We start from the raw sequence: 16,335 nt of genomic DNA, 5'->3' as shown, positions 1-16,335 counted from the left end.
TCGCCGAACGCCGCGAGAAGCTGAAAGCGCTGCGCGAGGCCCAGAAATCGGGTGCCGGCGTCGCCTTTCCCAACGATTTCAAGCCCGGCCACCGCGCCGCCGACCTGCAGGCGCACCACGGCGCCAAGGCGCCCGAGGTGCTGGAGGAGCAGAAGCAGCACGCCAGCGTGGCCGGCCGCATGATGCTCAAGCGCGTCATGGGCAAGGCCAGCTTCGCCACCCTGCAGGACGCGACCGGCCGCTTCCAGATCTACGTCACCCGCGACGCCGTGGGCGAGGAGGCCTATGCCGCGTTCAAGCACTGGGACCTGGGCGACATCGTCGGCGCCGAGGGCACGCTGTTCAAGACGCGCACCGGCGAGCTCTCGCTGCACGCGACGAAGATCCGCCTGCTGACCAAGAACCTGCGCCCCATGCCGGACAAGTTCCACGGCGTGGCCGACCAGGAGGTGAAGTACCGCCAGCGCTACGTGGACCTGATGATGGACCCGGCCGCGCGCGACCGCTTCGTGGCCCGCAGCAAGGCCGTCTCCGGCATCCGCGACTTCATGGTCTCGCACGGCTTCATCGAGGTCGAGACGCCCATGCTGCACCCCATCCCCGGCGGGGCCAACGCGCGGCCCTTCGTCACCCACCACAACGCGCTGGACCAGCAGATGTTCCTGCGCATCGCGCCGGAGCTCTACCTCAAGCGCCTGATCGTGGGCGGCTTCGAGCGGGTGTTCGAGATCAACCGGAACTTCCGCAACGAAGGCATCTCGGTGCGGCACAACCCCGAGTTCACGATGATGGAGTTCTACGCCGCGTACTGGAACTACATCGACCTGATGGACTTCACCGAGCAGCTGGTGCGCGACGCGGCCATGAAGGCCGTGGGCACGCTGGAGCTCACCTACGACGGCAAGCCGGTGGACCTGGCCAAGCCCTTCGACCGCCTGACCATTCCCGAGGCGATCCGGGTGCACACCGACGCCGGCGACAACGTGGACAACCGCGAGTGGCTGGTGAATGCGCTGCGCAAGCTGGGCATGACCGAGGAGAAGAACCGCCTGTCCAGCCGCTCCCTCGCCTCGCTGCAGGTGCTCTACTTCGAGGAGACGGTGGAGGAGAAGCTCTGGCAGCCCACCTTCATCATGGAGCACCCGACCGAGATCTCGCCGCTGGCGCGCGCCAACGACCAGCGCCCCGAGGTGACCGAGCGTTTCGAGCTCTACATCACCGGCCGCGAGTTCGGCAACGGCTTTTCGGAGCTGAACGACGCCGAGGACCAGGCCGCGCGCTTCCATGCGCAGGTCAACGCCAAGGACGCGGGCGACGACGAAGCCATGTACTTCGACCACGACTTCGTGCGTGCGCTGGAATACGGCATGCCGCCCACCGGCGGCTGCGGCATCGGCATCGACCGGCTGATGATGCTGCTCACCGACAGCCCGTCCATCCGCGACGTGATCCTGTTCCCCGCGCTGCGGCGCGAGGGCTGAACCCTTTTCTTTTGTTTTTCCAAGGAGACCTTGAAATGAGCCATGAAGTCGTTGTCGTCAGCGCAGTACGCACCGCCATCGGCACCTTCGGCGGCGCCCTCAAGGACACGCCGCCCACCGCGCTGGGCGCCCTGGTGGTGCGCGAGTCCCTGGCCCGCGCCCAGGTCGAGGGCGCCGACGTGGGCCACGTGGTGTTCGGCCACGTGGTGAACACCGAGCCGCGCGACATGTACCTCTCGCGCGTGGCCGCGATCGAGGGTGGCTGCGCCGACGGCACGCCGGCCTTCAACGTCAACCGCCTCTGCGGTTCCGGCCTGCAGGCCATCGTCTCCGCCGCGCAGACCCTGATGCTGGGCGATGCCACGGTCGCCATCGGCGGCGGCGCGGAGAACATGAGCCGCGCGCCCTATGCCAGCCTGGCCAGCCGCTGGGGCATCCGCATGGGCGACGCCAAGATGATCGACATGATGGTCGGCGCCCTGCACGACCCCTTCCACAACATCCACATGGGCGTGACGGCCGAGAACATCGCCGCCAAGTGGGGCATCACCCGCGAGGACCAGGACCGCCTGGCCGTGGAAAGCCACAACCGCGCCGAGCGCGCCACCGCCGCCGGCTACTTCAAGGACCAGATCGTCCCGGTGGTGAGCAAGGGCCGCAAGGGCGACGTGGTGTTCGACACCGACGAGCACTTCCGCCCCGGCATGAAGATGGAGGACATGGCCAAGCTGAAGCCGGTGTTCCTGAAGGAGAACGGCACCGTCACGGCCGCCAACGCCTCGGGCATCAACGACGCCGCCGCCGCGGTGGTGCTGATGACCCGCGCCGAGGCCGACCGCCGGGGCCTGAAGCCCCTGGCCCGCCTGGTGAGCTACGCCCATGCCGGCGTGGACCCCAAGTACATGGGCATCGGCCCGGTGCCGGCGACGAAGAAGGCGCTGGAGCGCGCGGGCCTGAAGGTCAAGGACCTGGACGTGGTGGAAGCCAACGAAGCCTTCGCCGCCCAGGCCTGCGCCGTCACGCGCGACCTCGACCTGGACCCGGCCAAGGTCAACCCCAACGGCTCGGGCATCTCGCTGGGCCACCCCATTGGCGCCACCGGCGCGCTGATCACCGTGAAGTGCCTGCACGAGCTGCAGCGCACCGGCGGCCGCTACGGCCTGGTGACCATGTGCATCGGCGGCGGCCAGGGCATCGCGGCGATCTTCGAGCGCTGCTGACGCGAGCCTCGATCCGGGCCCCGTATGACGGGGCCCATCGTGACAATCATCGTTTGCACTGCTGCAAGCGAAGGCGGTTCATCGGCAGTATGGATGTCGACTTCGGAGGCGCAGTTGAATTCTTTCGTCGAACGTGGAAGGAAATGGCTCGGCAAACCCAAGGCGGAACGAAACCGCTTGCTGCATGAATTCATCAGGCAGAAGTTGCGCGTCCCCTTCGACGTGTTGAGCCAGGTCCAAAGTTTCGTTTCCTACCATGGGTATTCGAGCTTCGGCCGCTTTTACGCAGCCTACCAACCCGATTCCCACGTCACATTCCGGTCCCACGAGGCGTACGACGCCCTGAGAAAGAGGTTCGTCGCAGGCAACCCGTGGAACAACACCGGGGACATTCCTCGGCTGTGGTCGTTCATCCTGAACCTCAAGCAGGTTATGAACGAGGGCATCCCGGGTGATCTGGCCGAGTTGGGCGTTTGGCGGGGGAATACCGCGTCCGTTCTCGCTCATTTCGCCGCCAGGCACCACCGGAAGGTCGTGTTGTTCGATACCTACGAAGGCTTCGATGCCGAGGACCTGACCGGGCTGGATTCAGACAAGCCGATGCTGTTCAAGAACACGTCGGTCGGGTTGGTGAAGAAGATCATCGGCAAGGACAGCTCTGTTTGTGAGTTCATCAAGGGCTACTTTCCGGACTCCATCGAGGACAAGCACAAGGCGATGAAGTTCTGCGCAGTCAGCCTGGACTGCGACCTGTATGAGCCCACGAAGGCCGGGCTGGACTTTTTCTATCCGAGGCTGTCCAAGGGCGGCCTCCTGTTGCTCCATGACTATTCCAGCGGGCATTGGAGTGGATGCAGAAAGGCCATCGATGAGTTCTGCAAGGAGACGGGCGAGTTGCCCATCCTGATGCCGGACAAGTCAGGCAGCGCCTTCATTCGCAAGCATCGCGATTGATGCTTCAACCCGGTCAGAGAAAAGCCGCCCTCGGGCGGCTTTTCTACTGGGGCGGCCGCCACGGACCGCACCACCTCACATCGCCGGCTTGTCGCTCAGCGCCTTCAGGTTGTCCTGCAGCTCGCGGCTCATGGGCGCGTTCAGGTTGATGCCCTTGGGCGGGATGGGCGACTGGAACCACTTCTTGTAGAGCTGCTCGAACTCGCCGCTCTTCATCAGGCTCGCCACGGTGTCGTCCACCACCTTCTTGAAGGCCGGGTCGTCCTTGCGGAACATGATGGCGTAGGGCTCGACCTGCAGCGCCTCGCCCACCACCGCCAGCGAAGCCGGGTTGGCCGACGCCGCCTTCAGGCCATACAGCAGGATGTCGTCCATGCCGAACGCGTCGGCGCGGCCGCCTTCCACCAGCAGCGCGGATTCGGAATGGTCCTTGGCGGTGAACAGGTCGAAGCCGATGTCCTGCTTGGCGTTCACCGCGCGCAGCACCTGGAAGTTGGTGGTGCCCGCGGTGCTGACCACCTTCTTGCCCTTGAGGTCGGCCAGGGACTTGATGCCCGAGTCGGCCTTCACCAGGAAGCGGGTGCCGGTGTAGAAGTAATTGATCGAGAAGGCGACCTGCTTGGCCCGGTCCGTGTTGTTGGTGGTGGAGCCGCACTCCACGTCCACCGTGCCGTTCTGCACCAGGGGAATGCGGTTGGCCGAGGTCACCGGCAGGGTGCTGACCTTCAGGTCGGGCTTGCCGATCGCCTTCTTCACGTTGTCCACGATGCGGCCGCAGATCTCCCAGCCGAAGCCGGTGGGCTTGCCGTCGCTGCCGAGGTAGGAAAAAGGAATCGAGGATTCGCGGTGCGCCACCACGATCTCGCCGCTGGCCTTGACCTTGTCCAGGGTGGGCGCGACCTCGGCGCGCGCCGGGGCGCAGGCGATCGCGCCCAGGGCGGCGGCAAGCAGCAGGGGGGTCCGTACAGTGCGCATGGAAGTTCCTTGTAGGTGGAAAAGGTGACACCCATGCTAGCCCCGCGGCGCCGCCCCGGCATTGGGGCAGGCACGGGGGTCAGCGACGCGGAACCCGGCTGGCGAGCGTGTTCAACGCCAGGCCGGCCATCACCAGCGCCGCGGCGAGCAGCTTCCAGCCGGGCAGGGCCTCGCCCAGCAGCCAGGCCGAGGCGCCCATGCCGAACACGGGCACCAGCAGCGCCGTGGGCGTGACGGTGGCGGCCGGGTAGCGGGCCAGCAGCCAGTTCCAGGCGCCATAGCCGAACAAGGTGTTGCCCACGGTCTGCCAGGCCACGGCCGACCAGCCGACCCAGCTGGCGTGCGCGAGGGCCTGGGCCAGCCCCGCCGGGCCCGACTGCCACAGCGCCAGGGCCAGCAGCGGCGGCAGCGAGAAGGGGCTGCTCCAGGCCAGGAAGGCGATCACGTTCACGCGGCCGGCCGCACGGGCGATCATGTTCGCGCCCGACCAGCTCGCGGCGGCGGCCAGCACCATCGCCAGGCCCAGCGGCGTGACCGAACTGCGACCGGCGCCCACGCTGTGCCAGCCGATGATCGCCACCCCCGCCACGGCCACCGCCATGGCGCCCACCTGCAGCCCGCGCAGGCGCTCGCCGCTGCTGCCCAGGGCCATGGCGATGGTCATGAAGACCTGGCTCTGGATCACCAGCGAGGCCAGGCCCGGCGAGATGTCGTGCTGCATGGCCAGGAAGAGCAGGCCGAACTGCCCCGCGCCCAGCAGCGCGCCGAAGGCCGCCAGCCGGCGCCAGGGCACGGCCGGCCGCGGGAAGATGAACACGAGCGGCACTGCCGTGAACAGGAAGCGCAGGCCCGCCAGCAGGAAGGGCGGGAACTCCGCCAGGCCCCACTTGATGACGACGAAGTTGGTGCCCCAGACGAAGACGACCGCCAGGGCCAGCAGCAGGTGGTGCAGTGGCATCGTTTGCAATGGGTCGCGGCCGGTGCCGCGGGGCGCGGCGGCGGGCCGGCCGGCCCTGCCGCCGTGCGGCTTACTCGACGCGCTCGACCGACGAGGGCTTGAACCCCAGTTCGGTGGTCTTGCCCTTGCGGCCGCGGCCGGCCTTGGCGTTGTTGAGCGAGCGGATCTCCAGCACCTCCTCGCGCTCGCGCTCGCGGCTCACGCCGCGGATGCGCACGCTGCGGGTGTAGGCCGCCGCACCGGCCAGGGTGTCCTTGGGCTCCAGGTCGATCAGCATCAGGCCGCGCCCGCCGTTGGGCATGGGCTTGAGCTCGGCGATGTCGAAGGTCAGGATGCGCTTGGCGGTGGACACGCAGCAGACCTGCGTCGCCGCCGCCTGCGGCGCCACGTTGGCCGCCGAGGGCCGGCACAGCGACTCGCCCGCGCCCAGGTTGATGAAGGACTTGCCGCCCTTCTGGCGCGACATCATGTTCTCCACCGTGGCGAGGAAGCCGTAGCCGGCCGAGCTGCTGAGCAGCAGCCAGGACCCCGGGGCGCCCGCGAAGTAGTGCAGCAGCTGGGTGCCCGGCTCCAGCTCCACGAAGCTGGTCACGGGCTGGCCGTCGCCGCGCGCGCCCGGCAGCACCGCCACCGGCACGGTGTAGATGCGGCCGTTGCTGCCGAAGGCCAGCAGCGTGTCCACCGTGCGGCACTCGAAGGTCCCGTACAGGCCGTCGCCGGCCTTGAAGGCGAAGCTGGCCGCTTCATGGCCGTGGCCCTGGCGCGCGCGCACCCAGCCCTTCTGCGAGACGACCACGGTGACGGGCTCGTCCACCACCTTGATCTCGGCCACGGCGCGCTTCTCGGCCTGGATCAGCGTGCGGCGCGGGTCGGCGAACTGCTTGGCGTCCTGCTCGATCTCGCGCACCATGAGCCGACGCAGCGCCGCCGGGCTGCCCAGGATCTCGTCCAGCTTCTTCTGCTCGTCGCGCAGTTCCTTGAGTTCCTGCTCGATGCGGATCGCCTCCAGCCGGGCCAGCTGGCGCAGCCGGATCTCGAGGATGTCCTCGGCCTGGCGGTCCGAGAGCTTGAAGCGGTCCATCAGCGCGGCCTTGGGCTCGTCGCTGTTGCGGATGATGTGGATCACCTCGTCGATGTTCAGCAGCACCAGCTGCCGGCCCTCGAGGATGTGGATGCGGTCCAGCACCTTGGCCAGGCGGTGCTGCGAGCGCCGCTCGATGGTCTGGTGGCGGAAGGCGATCCACTCCACCAGCATCTGCCGCAGCGATTTCTGCACCGGCTTGCCGTCCAGGCCGATGCTGGTGAGGTTGACCGGCGCGGAGGTTTCGAGCGAGGTCTGCGCCAGCAGCGTGGCGATCAGTTCGGACTGCTCGATGCGGCTGGTCTTGGGCTCGAAGACCAGGCGCACCGGCGCGTCCTTGCTGGACTCGTCGCGCACGGCGTCCAGCACGGCCAGCACGGTCTGCTTGAGCTGCGCCTGTTCCTGCGTCAGGGCCTTCTTGCCGGCCTTGACCTTGGGGTTGGTGAGCTCCTCGATCTCCTCCAGCACGCGCTGGCTGCTCACGCCGGGGGGCAGTTCGTTGACCACCAGCTGCCACTGGCCGCGGGCGAGGTCCTCGATCTTCCAGCGCGCGCGCACCTTGAGCGAGCCGCGGCCCGTGCGGTAGGCCTCGGCGATGTCGGCTGGCGTGCTGATGATCTGGCCGCCGCCCGGGTAGTCGGGGCCCGGCAGCAGCGCGGCCAGCGCCTCGTCGCCGAGCTGGGGGTCCTTCACCAGCGCCACGCAGGCCGCGGCCACCTCGCCCAGGTTGTGGCTGGGAATCTCGGTGGCCAGGCCGACCGCGATGCCGCTGGCGCCGTTGAGCAGCGCGAAGGGCAGGCGCGCGGGCAGCTGCTGCGGCTCCTGGGTGCTGCCGTCGTAGTTGGGCACGAAATCCACCGTGCCCTCGTCGATCTCGTCGAGCAGCAGGTTGGTGATGCGCGAGAGGCGTGCCTCGGTGTAGCGCATGGCCGCGGCGCCGTCGCCGTCGCGGCTGCCGAAGTTGCCGTGGCCGTCGATCAGCGGGTAGCGCTGCGAGAAATCCTGCGCCATGCGCACCAGCGCGTCATAGGCGGCCTGGTCGCCGTGCGGGTGGAAGCGGCCCAGCACGTCGCCCACCACGCGCGCGCTCTTGACCGGGCGCGCCCCGTTGGCGCCGCTGTAGCCCAGCCCCATGCGGGACATGGAGTAGAGGATGCGCCGCTGCACCGGCTTCTGGCCGTCGCACACGTCGGGCAGCGCGCGGCCCTTGACCACGCTGAGCGCGTACTCCAGGTAGGCCCGCTGCGCGTAGGCGGCGAGATCGAGGTCACCGCCGTCGCCGGCGTCCTGCTTGTCGAAGAGAAGGTCCTGGTCCATCATTCAGAAAGTGCGCCGGTGTCGCCGGCCTTGTCATCGTCCATGCGGGCCGCCACGGTGGCGGACTCGCCCGCGGGCATGCGCAGCCGCGCGCCGGGCAGGCGCGCCTCGCGCGCCGCCGCCACGGCGGCCGGCGGCCGCAACATGGCGTAGAGCTGCATCACGGTCTTCACGTAATCCTGGGTTTCGCGGATGGGCGGCACCTGCCGACCGGCGCGCAGCACCGCGCCCTCGCCCGCGTTGTAGGCGGCCAGCGCCAGGTCCAGCCGGCCGGGGAACTCGTCCAGCAGGTGGCGCAGGTAGCGGCTGCCGATGCGCAGGTTCAGGCCGGGCTCGTGCAGGCGGCTCGCCACCTCGGCGGGCGCATGGCCCCCCAGGCCCCAGCGGCCCGCGGTGGCGGGGATCACCTGCATCAGGCCGATGGCGCCGCGCGGCGACACGGCCTGGGCGTCGAAGCCCGACTCGGTGGCCACCAGGGCCTTGAGGAGTTCCTCGTCCAGCCCGCTGCCCTGCGCGGCCTCGCGCAGCAGGTGCTGCACCGCGCGAAAGCCCGGCGCGATCTCGAACCAGGTCAGCAGGCGCGAGGTGGCCGTGGGCACCTGCACCGGCCTGGGCGTGGGCGTGGCCGTCTCGCCCGCATCGCCGCGGAAGAAGAGCTCGTAGCGCGGGTCCAGCTGGCGCGCGGCGAAGTGGGCGCGGCCGCCCTCGTCCACCCAGGCCCAGACCTCCGCGCGCGCAGCCGGGGCCAGGGCCCCGCAGGCCAGCGCCACCAGCAGCGGGGCCCAGCCTCGCTTCACGCGCGCTGCTCCAGGCCCTGGTCCCGGCGGGCCAGGAATTCATGGTGCAGCATGGACATCACGATCAGCGACTCGAAGCCGCCTGCCGTGCGCACGGCCTCCCGCAGCTCGCCGTCGATGACGAAGCCCTCGCTGCGGTACAGGGCCTGGGCGCGGGTGTTGTAGTCGCGCACGTCCAGCCAGAAGCGGTGCGCGCCCAGGTCGTCGAAGGCGACCTTCTTGGCCATGCGCAGCGCCGCGCGGCCGAAGCCGGCGCCCTTGGCCTGCACCACCATGCGCTTGAGCTCGATCGCGTTGTGCGGGCTGCGGCAGCCGATGAGGATGAGGAAGCCCACGGCTTCCAGGCCCTCGCCGCCCTCGACGATGAAGTGGCGGAAATCCGGGAAGCGGATCGCGGCCTCGTGCTGGGTGCGGTCCCAGGGCGTGATGAAGTCGATGTTCTCGCTGGACTGCTCCAGCGAGACCACGTATTCCAGGTCGCTGGACATGGTGGGACGCAGCCGCACCCGGGCCGGCACGCGCGAGGGCGAGCTGGCGGCGAAGTTGGTGGCGGTCACGGCGTCCCTTCGTGCACGGTCAGATGTCGATCTCCACGGCGTCGCCGTGCAGTTCCATGAGCTCGCGCCGCGCCGCGGCCTCGCCCTTGCCCATGAGGCGGGTGATCAGCGCCTCGGTGTCGGCGAAACCCACCTTGCCCAGCTGCACCGGCAGCAGGCGCCGGGTGTCGGGGTTGAGCGTGGTCTCCCAGAGCTGCTCGGCGCTCATCTCGCCCAGGCCCTTGAAGCGGCTGATGGTCCAGCTGCCCTCGCGCACGCCTTCCTTGCGCAGCTTGTCCAGGGTGGCGGTGAGCTCGCCCTCGTCCAGCGCGTACATCTTGGCGGCGGGCTTCTTGCCGCGCGCCGGCGCATCGACGCGGAACAGTGGCGGGCGCGCCACGTACACATGGCCAGCCTCGATCAGCTTGGGGAAGTGGCGGAAGAACAGCGTGAGCAGCAGCACCTGGATGTGCGAGCCGTCCACGTCGGCGTCCGAGAGGATGCAGATCTTGCCGTAGCGCAGGCCGGACAGGTCCGGCGTGTCCGCGGGGCCGTGGGGGTCCACGCCGATGGCCACGGCAATGTCGTGGATCTCGGTGTTGGCGAACAGGCGGTCGCGCTCCACCTCCCAGGTGTTGAGCACCTTGCCGCGCAGCGGCAGCACCGCCTGGCATTCCTTGTCGCGGCCCATCTTGGCGCTGCCGCCGGCCGAGTCGCCCTCGACCAGGAAGACCTCGTTGTGGCCCGTGTCGCGGCTCTCGCAGTCGGTCAGCTTGCCGGGCAGCACGGCCACGCCCGAGCCCTTGCGCTTCTCGACCTTCTGGCCGGCGCGCTGGCGGCTCTGCGCCGCCTTGATCGCCAGCTCGGCCAGCTTGCGGCCGTACTCCACGTGCTGGTTCAGCCACAGCTCCATGGCCGGCCGCACGAAGCTGGAGACCAGCCGCACCGCGTCGCGCGAGTTCAGCCGTTCCTTGATCTGGCCCTGGAACTGCGGGTCCAGCACCTTGGCCGAGAGCACGTAGGAGGCGCGTGCGAACACGTCCTCGGGCAGCAGCTTCACGCCCTTGGGCAGCAGCGAGTGGAGGTCGACGAAGCTCTTGACCGCGTTGAACAGGCCGTCGCGCAGGCCGGAATCGTGCGTGCCGCCGGCGCTGGTGGGAATCAGGTTGACGTAGCTCTCGCGCACCGGCTGGCCCTCCTCGGTGAAGGCCACGCACCACTGCGCGCCCTCGCCCTCGGCGAAGCTCTCGTTGTTCTGCGCATAGCCCTCGCCCTCGAAGAGCGGAATCACCGGGTCGGCCGGCAGGGTCTGCATCAGGTAGTCGCGCAGGCCGCCCTTGTACTGCCAGGTCTGGGTCTCGCGGGTCTTCTCGTTGACCAGGGAGACCGTGACGCCGGGCATGAGCACGGCCTTGCTGCGCAGCAGGTGCGCCAGCTCGGCCATGGGCAGCTGGCTGGACTCGAAGTACTTGGGGTCGGGCCAGGCGCGCACCGAGGTGCCCTGGCGGCGGTCGCCCTCCTGCATGGGCCGCACGGCCAGCGGCTCCACCACGTCGCCGCCCGAGAAGGCCAGCCGCGCCACCTGGCCTTCCCGGTGGGTCGTGACCTCCAGGCGCTTGGACAGCGCATTGGTGACCGACACGCCCACGCCGTGCAGGCCGCCGGAGAAGCTGTAGGCGCCGCCCTTGCCCTTGTCGAACTTGCCGCCGGCGTGCAGCCGGGTGAACACCAGCTCGACCACGGGCGCCTTCTCCTCGGGGTGCAGGCCGAAGGGGATGCCGCGGCCGTCGTCCTCGATGCTGACCGAGCCGTCGGCATGCAGCGTGGTCTTGATGCGCTTGCCGTGGCCAGCCAGGGCCTCGTCGGCGGCGTTGTCCAGCACCTCCTGCAGGATGTGCAGGGGGTTGTCCGTGCGGGTGTACATGCCCGGGCGCTGCTTGACGGGCTCTAGGCCCTTGAGCACCCGGATGGAACCTTCGGAGTAGTCCGTGGAAGCGTTTGCGGTCTTGGTGGCCATGGGAGGGTGGATTATGGTCCCCGCCCAGCAGGGAACCCAGGCGCAAGCATACTGGATGGAACCACAGGCCGGCCAAGGGGCCGCAATCGCGGGTGACAGGGAGGGGCAAGCCCGTGCCGGTACAGTCGCCCGGATGCAGCCCGTGCCGCCCTCCCCCGTCCGCCTTTCCATGCGCCAGGTGCTCGTCTGCGGCGCCGCCATCGTCACCCTGTCCATGGGCATACGCCACGGCTTCGGCCTGTGGCTGCAGCCGCTGACCCAGGCCCAGGGCTGGTCGCGCCAGGCCTTCGCCTTCGCGCTGGCGCTGCAGAACATCGCCTGGGGCTTGTCCGGCATCTTCGCCGGCATGGTTGCCGACCGCTTCGGCGCCTTCCGGGTGCTGCTGGCGGGCGCGCTGCTCTACGCCGCCGGCCTGGCCGGCATGGCCCTGGCGTCCCACCCCCTGCCCTTCGCGCTGGCGACCGGCGTGGTCATCGGCCTGGCGCAGGCCGGCACCACCTACGCCGTGGTCTACGGGGTGATCGGCCGCCAGGTCGATCCGGCCCGCCGCTCCTGGGCCATGGGCGTGGCGGCGGCGGCCGGGTCCTTCGGCCAGTTCCTGATGCTGCCGCTGGAGGGCTTCCTGATCTCCACCATCGGCTGGCAGCAGGCCCTGCTGGTGCTCGCGGCCGTGGTGCTGGCGATCCTGCCGCTGGCCTTCGGCCTGCGCGAACCCGGGCTGGCGGGCCGCGCCAGCACCGGGCCCGCGCCGCAGGGCGTGGGCGCCGCCCTGCGCGAGGCCTTCGGCTACCCGAGCTTCCAGCTGCTGATGGCGGGCTACTTCGTGTGCGGCTTCCAGCTCGCCTTCATCGGCGTGCACATGCCCAGCTACCTCAAGGACAAGGGCCTGCCGCCGGGGGTGGCCAGCTATGCGCTGGCGCTGGTCGGGCTGTTCAACGTGTTCGGCAGCTACGCCGCGGGCGCCCTGGGCCAGCGCCTGGCCAAGCGCAAGATCCTGGCCTTCATCTACCTGGCGCGGGCGCTTGCCATCGCCCTGTTCCTGTGGGCGCCGCTGTCGCCGGCCTCGGTCTACGCGTTCTCCGCGGCGATGGGCCTGCTCTGGCTGTCCACCGTGCCTGTGACCAACGCGATCATTGCCCAGATCTTCGGCGTGGCGCACCTCTCCATGCTGGGGGGCTTCGTCTTCTTCAGCCACCAGGTCGGCTCCTTCCTGGGCGTCTGGCTGGGCGGGCTGCTGTACGACCGCACCGGCAGCTACGACGTGGTCTGGGCCATGACCGTCGCCCTGGGCGTGTTCGCGGCCCTGGTCAACCTGCCGGTGCGCGAGTCGCCCATCCCCCGCGGCGCGGTGCGGGCCTGACATGCGGCGCCATCCCCGACTCGCCGTCCTCGCCGGCTGGGCCGTGGCCAGCGCGGCGCTGGCGGCCGTGTTCCTGCTGTACACCCAGCCCACCATGCTGGTGACGCTGGCCGGTCAGCTCTGGTCCTGCGTGAACTGATGCACGGCAGCGAAGCCCCTTCGGCGTGGGTGCGGCGCTGGTCGCACCTGGTGCCGGCCGCCGGCACCGTGCTGGACCTCGCCTGCGGGCGCGGGCGCCACCTGCGCTGGTTCGCGGGCCTCGGCCACCCGGTCACGGGCGTGGACCGCGACGGCGCCGCCCTGGCCGGCCTGCAGGGGCTGGGACGCCTGCTGCAGGCCGACATCGAGGACGGTCCCTGGCCCCTGCCGGGCGAGCAGTTCGACGGTGTGGTCGTGACGAATTACCTTTGGCGCCCGCTGCTGCCGGCCATCGTGCAGAGCGTGGCGCCCGGCGGCGTGCTGCTGTACGAGACCTTCGCGCAGGGCAACGAGACCGTGGGCAAGCCGTCCCGGCCCGACTTCCTGCTCGCCCCGGGGGAGCTGCTGGCCGCCTGCGCCGGCCTGCGCACCGTGGCCTACGAGGACGGCTTCCTGGAGGCCCCGGCGCGCTACGTGCAGCGGATCGCGGCCGTGCGGCCGCCCGCGGGCGTGCAGGCGCCCCGGTTTCCGCTGGCCGCTGGTGGCTAGAATCGCGGGTTGACGTCCACCCACACCGACATGACACCGATTACTGGCAGTATCGTGGCCCTGGTCACGCCGATGCACGAAGACGGCAGCGTGGATTACCCCACGCTTCGAAAGCTGATCGACTGGCACATCGCCGAAGGCACCGACTGCATCGGCGTCGTCGGCACCACGGGTGAATCGCCGACGGTCAGCGTCGAGGAGCACCGCGAGATCATCCGCGTCTCGGTGGAACACGCACGCGGCCGCGTCCCCATCATGGCCGGCTGCGGTGCGAATTCCACCGCCGAGGCGATCGAGCTCGCACGCTTCGCCAAGGCCGTGGGCGCCGACTGCCAGCTGCAGGTGGTGCCCTACTACAACAAGCCCACGCAGGAGGGCCAGTACCGGCACTTCCGCGCCATCGCCGAGGCGGTGGGCGACCTGCCCATGGTGCTGTACAACGTGCCCGGCCGCACGGTCGCGGACATGCAGCACGACACCGTGCTGCGCCTGGCGCAGGTGCCCGGCATCGTGGGCATCAAGGAAGCCACGGGCAACATCGAGCGTGCGCAGTGGCTGGTGCGCGAGGCGCCCAAGGGCTTCGCCATCTATTCGGGCGACGACCCCACCGCCGTGGCGCTGATGCTGTGCGGCGGCCAGGGCAACGTCAGCGTCACCGCCAACGTGGCGCCGCGCGCCATGCACGAGCTGTGCGTGGCCGCCATCGCGGGCGACGCCCGCCGCGCGATGGAGATCCAGATGCGGCTGATGCCGGTGCACAAGCACCTGTTCGTGGAAGCCAACCCCATCCCCGTGAAGTGGGCGATGACGCGCATGGGCCTGTGCGGGCCCACCCTGCGCCTGCCCATGACGCCGCTGGCCAGCGCCAACGAAGCCGTGGTGGAAGCCGCGCTGCGCGCGAGCGGCCTGCTCGCCTGACCTGAAAGACACAAGATGCACAAGCTGATCGCACATCCCGGCCTACGCCGCGCTGCCCTGGCCACCGCCGTGCTGGCGCTGGCTGGCTGCTCCGCGCTCGAGGGCGACAAGGTCGACTACAAGAGTGCGGCCGCCCGCGGCAGCTCGCTGGAAGTGCCGCCCGACCTGACCCAGCTCTCGCGCGACTCGCGCTACCAGGTTCCCGGCGGCCCGGTGACGGCCAGCGGCTACCAGGTCGGCCAGGCCGCCCCCACGATCCCGACCGCCGCCACCACGCTGGGCGACGTGCGCGTGGAGCGCGACGGCCAGAAGCGCTGGCTGGTGGTGAGCCGCCCCGCCGACCAGGTCTACCCGCTGGTGCGCGACTTCTGGCTGGCCAACGGCTTCCTGCTCACGCAGGACGACCCCAACCTCGGCATCATGGAAACCGACTGGGCCGAGAACCGCGCCAAGATTCCGCAGGACATGATCCGCAACGCGCTGGGCAAGGTGCTGGACTCGCTCTACTCCACCAGCGAGCGTGACCGCTTCCGCACCCGCCTGGAGCGCACGCCCAACGGCGGCACCGAGATCTACATCACGCACCGCGGCATGGAAGAGGTCTACACCGATGCCCGCAAGGACAGCACGGTGTGGCAGCCCCGCCCGGCCGACCCCGAGCTGGAGGCCGAATTCCTGCGCCGCCTGATGGTGCAGCTGGGCGTGCCGCAGGAACAGGCCAAGAACTTGGTCGCCAGCGGCGCCGTGCCCACCACCTCGCGCGTGGCGCAGGTGGGCGGCCAGCCGGTGGTGCAGATCGACGAGCCCTTCGACCGCGCCTGGCGCCGCGTCGGCCTCACGCTGGACCGCACCGGCTTTACCGTGGTCGACCGTGACCGCAGCCAGGGCTTCTACTTCGTGCGCTACGTCGAACCCGACGCGACCAAGAAGGAAGACGGCCTCTTCAGCCGCCTGTTCAGCAAGAACGAGCCCGTGGCCCCGATCCGCTACCGCATCGCCGTGAAGGCCGAAGGCAAGGGCACCGTGCTGTCGGTGCAGAACGCCAACGGCGCGCCCGAGTCCTCGGCCAACGCGCAGCGCATCGTCAAGATCATCGCCGACGACCTGAAATAAGGCGGTGCTGCGGTTCAAGAGCCTGGGCTCGGGCAGCTCGGGCAACGCGACGGTCATCCAGGCCCGCGAGGGCCAGGGGCCCCTCACCCACCTGCTGGTGGACTGCGGGCTGGGCATCCGGCAGCTGGGCACGCGCCTGGGCCAGGCGGGGCTGCTGCCCGACCAGCTCGACGCCATCTTCATCACCCACGAGCACGCCGACCACATCGGCTGCGCGCGCCAGCTGGCGCTGCGCGAGCGCATCCCGGTCTGGATGAGCCACGGCACCTGGCTCGCGCTGGGCGAGCCCGACTTCGACGGCCTGCTGCACCTGGCCGCCGACGGCGTCGCCATCGAGCTGGGCAGCCTGCGGCTGCGGCCCTTCACCGTGCCGCACGACGCGCGCGAGCCGCTGCAGCTGGCCTGCACCGACGGCGCCACGCGCCTGGGCGTGCTCACGGACCTGGGCCATGCCAGTGCCCACGTGATGCAGGAACTCGCCGGCTGCGACACCTTGCTGCTGGAGTGCAACCATGACCCCGACCTGCTCGCGGTCTCCAGCTACCCGCCCTTCCTGAAGCGCCGCATCGCCGGCGACTGGGGCCACCTGGCCAATGCGGCGGCCGCCGAGATCGCCGCGGCGCTGCGCGCGCACGGGCTCAAGCAGGTGGTGGCCGCCCACCTCTCGGAACAGAACAACCGGCCGGACCTGGCGCAGGCGGCCATGGCCTCGGCCCTGGGCTGCGGCCCCGGCGACGTGCCCGTGGCCGACGGCCCCAGCGGCTGCGGCTGGATCACGGCCTGAGCGCCGCGCCTCGCGCGCGGCCATGAAAAAAGCCGCCCGAGGGCGGCTTTTTTCGAACCGGAAGAACCGATTACTTGGAGGCGGCGGACGCGGCGGGCTCAGCGGCAGCGGGGGCCGAGGCAGCAGCGGAGGCGGCC

15 protein-coding genes are annotated in these 16,335 nt (G+C 69.9%); 9 read left to right on the top strand and 6 right to left on the bottom strand.

What is annotated here, in order from left to right:
• The 3 genes from lysS to IM725_RS17115 form a co-directional block, all read left to right on the top strand.
• A partial coding sequence (lysS, locus tag IM725_RS17125; RefSeq protein WP_193781848.1) for a lysine--tRNA ligase occupies nt 1–1,481 on the top strand: 1,481 nt, incomplete at its 5' end.
• Nucleotides 1,482–1,516: 35 nt separating this feature from the next.
• Nucleotides 1,517–2,701, top strand: coding sequence for a beta-ketothiolase BktB (gene bktB / locus IM725_RS17120; protein WP_193781847.1), 1,185 nt, complete (start codon nt 1,517–1,519; stop codon nt 2,699–2,701).
• Nucleotides 2,702–2,740: 39 nt separating this feature from the next.
• Nucleotides 2,741–3,655, top strand: coding sequence for a TylF/MycF/NovP-related O-methyltransferase (locus IM725_RS17115; protein WP_193781846.1), 915 nt, complete (start codon nt 2,741–2,743; stop codon nt 3,653–3,655).
• Between the two features lie 75 nt (nt 3,656–3,730).
• Here IM725_RS17115 and IM725_RS17110 read toward each other — a convergent pair whose 3' ends face one another.
• From IM725_RS17110 to IM725_RS17085, 6 genes are all read right to left on the bottom strand, one after another.
• Nucleotides 3,731–4,630: an amino acid ABC transporter substrate-binding protein gene (locus tag IM725_RS17110; RefSeq protein WP_193781845.1), complete on the bottom strand. Its 900-nt coding sequence runs from the start codon at nt 4,628–4,630 to the stop codon at nt 3,731–3,733.
• A 79-nt stretch (nt 4,631–4,709) separates the two neighbouring features.
• Nucleotides 4,710–5,588 (bottom strand): EamA family transporter, encoded by an 879-nt coding sequence (locus IM725_RS17105; RefSeq protein ID WP_193781844.1) that lies wholly within the window; start codon nt 5,586–5,588, stop codon nt 4,710–4,712.
• 70 nt (nt 5,589–5,658) lie between these two features.
• Nucleotides 5,659–7,986: a DNA topoisomerase IV subunit A gene (gene parC, locus IM725_RS17100; RefSeq protein WP_407692534.1), complete on the bottom strand. Its 2,328-nt coding sequence runs from the start codon at nt 7,984–7,986 to the stop codon at nt 5,659–5,661.
• On the bottom strand, nt 7,986–8,783 hold the full coding sequence (locus tag IM725_RS17095; protein ID WP_193781842.1) for a lytic transglycosylase domain-containing protein: 798 nt from the start codon (nt 8,781–8,783) through the stop codon (nt 7,986–7,988). The genes parC and IM725_RS17095 overlap by 1 nt, the downstream gene beginning before the upstream one ends.
• A complete protein-coding gene (locus IM725_RS17090) occupies nt 8,780–9,340 on the bottom strand; it encodes a GNAT family N-acetyltransferase (RefSeq protein WP_287066401.1) in 561 nt (186 codons plus the stop codon). Before IM725_RS17090 ends, IM725_RS17095 begins: the two co-directional genes overlap by 4 nt.
• Before the next feature lie 19 nt (nt 9,341–9,359).
• On the bottom strand, nt 9,360–11,336 hold the full coding sequence (locus tag IM725_RS17085) for a DNA topoisomerase IV subunit B (RefSeq protein ID WP_193781841.1): 1,977 nt from the start codon (nt 11,334–11,336) through the stop codon (nt 9,360–9,362).
• A 133-nt stretch (nt 11,337–11,469) separates the two neighbouring features.
• Between IM725_RS17085 and IM725_RS17080 the strand changes: the two genes are divergently transcribed.
• The 6 genes from IM725_RS17080 to IM725_RS17055 are packed head-to-tail and all read left to right on the top strand — an operon-like array spanning nt 11,470 to nt 16,198.
• Nucleotides 11,470–12,696 (top strand): MFS transporter, encoded by a 1,227-nt coding sequence (locus IM725_RS17080; RefSeq protein WP_193781840.1) that lies wholly within the window; start codon nt 11,470–11,472, stop codon nt 12,694–12,696.
• Between the two features lies 1 nt (nt 12,697).
• A complete protein-coding gene (locus tag IM725_RS17075; protein WP_193781839.1) occupies nt 12,698–12,835 on the top strand; it encodes a hypothetical protein in 138 nt (45 codons plus the stop codon).
• Nucleotides 12,835–13,383 (top strand): class I SAM-dependent methyltransferase, encoded by a 549-nt coding sequence (locus IM725_RS17070; protein WP_193781838.1) that lies wholly within the window; start codon nt 12,835–12,837, stop codon nt 13,381–13,383. The genes IM725_RS17075 and IM725_RS17070 overlap by 1 nt, the downstream gene beginning before the upstream one ends.
• A 30-nt stretch (nt 13,384–13,413) precedes the next feature.
• Nucleotides 13,414–14,301, top strand: a complete 888-nt coding sequence (gene dapA, locus IM725_RS17065) for a 4-hydroxy-tetrahydrodipicolinate synthase (protein WP_193781849.1) — start codon at nt 13,414–13,416, stop codon at nt 14,299–14,301.
• A gap of 15 nt (nt 14,302–14,316) precedes the next feature.
• Nucleotides 14,317–15,414 carry an outer membrane protein assembly factor BamC gene (gene bamC, locus IM725_RS17060; RefSeq protein WP_193781837.1) on the top strand — a complete coding sequence of 366 codons (1,098 nt, stop codon included), beginning with the start codon at nt 14,317–14,319 and terminating at the stop codon, nt 15,412–15,414.
• A 4-nt stretch (nt 15,415–15,418) separates the two neighbouring features.
• Nucleotides 15,419–16,198, top strand: coding sequence for an MBL fold metallo-hydrolase (locus tag IM725_RS17055; RefSeq protein WP_193781836.1), 780 nt, complete (start codon nt 15,419–15,421; stop codon nt 16,196–16,198).
• Nucleotides 16,199–16,335 lie beyond the last annotated feature (137 nt).

It is taken from the genome of Ramlibacter aquaticus (assembly GCF_015159745.1).
GTDB lineage: Bacteria > Pseudomonadota > Gammaproteobacteria > Burkholderiales > Burkholderiaceae_C > Ramlibacter > Ramlibacter aquaticus.
This window is presented reverse-complemented; position numbering and strand designations above follow the sequence as displayed.

Excerpts from the sequence above, each read along its gene's own strand:
- bktB (WP_193781847.1), top strand. The coding sequence starts at position 1,517 with ATGAGCCATGAAGTCGTTGTCGTCAGCGCAGTACGCACCGCCATCGGC.
- IM725_RS17110 (WP_193781845.1), bottom strand. The coding sequence starts at position 4,630 with ATGCGCACTGTACGGACCCCCCTGCTGCTTGCCGCCGCCCTGGGCGCG.
- IM725_RS17105 (WP_193781844.1), bottom strand. The coding sequence starts at position 5,588 with ATGCCACTGCACCACCTGCTGCTGGCCCTGGCGGTCGTCTTCGTCTGG.
- parC (WP_407692534.1), bottom strand. The coding sequence starts at position 7,986 with ATGGACCAGGACCTTCTCTTCGACAAGCAGGACGCCGGCGACGGCGGT.
- IM725_RS17085 (WP_193781841.1), bottom strand. The coding sequence starts at position 11,336 with ATGGCCACCAAGACCGCAAACGCTTCCACGGACTACTCCGAAGGTTCC.
- IM725_RS17080 (WP_193781840.1), top strand. The coding sequence starts at position 11,470 with ATGCAGCCCGTGCCGCCCTCCCCCGTCCGCCTTTCCATGCGCCAGGTG.
- IM725_RS17075 (WP_193781839.1), top strand. The coding sequence starts at position 12,698 with ATGCGGCGCCATCCCCGACTCGCCGTCCTCGCCGGCTGGGCCGTGGCC.
- IM725_RS17070 (WP_193781838.1), top strand. The coding sequence starts at position 12,835 with ATGCACGGCAGCGAAGCCCCTTCGGCGTGGGTGCGGCGCTGGTCGCAC.
- dapA (WP_193781849.1), top strand. The coding sequence starts at position 13,414 with ATGACACCGATTACTGGCAGTATCGTGGCCCTGGTCACGCCGATGCAC.
- bamC (WP_193781837.1), top strand. The coding sequence starts at position 14,317 with ATGCACAAGCTGATCGCACATCCCGGCCTACGCCGCGCTGCCCTGGCC.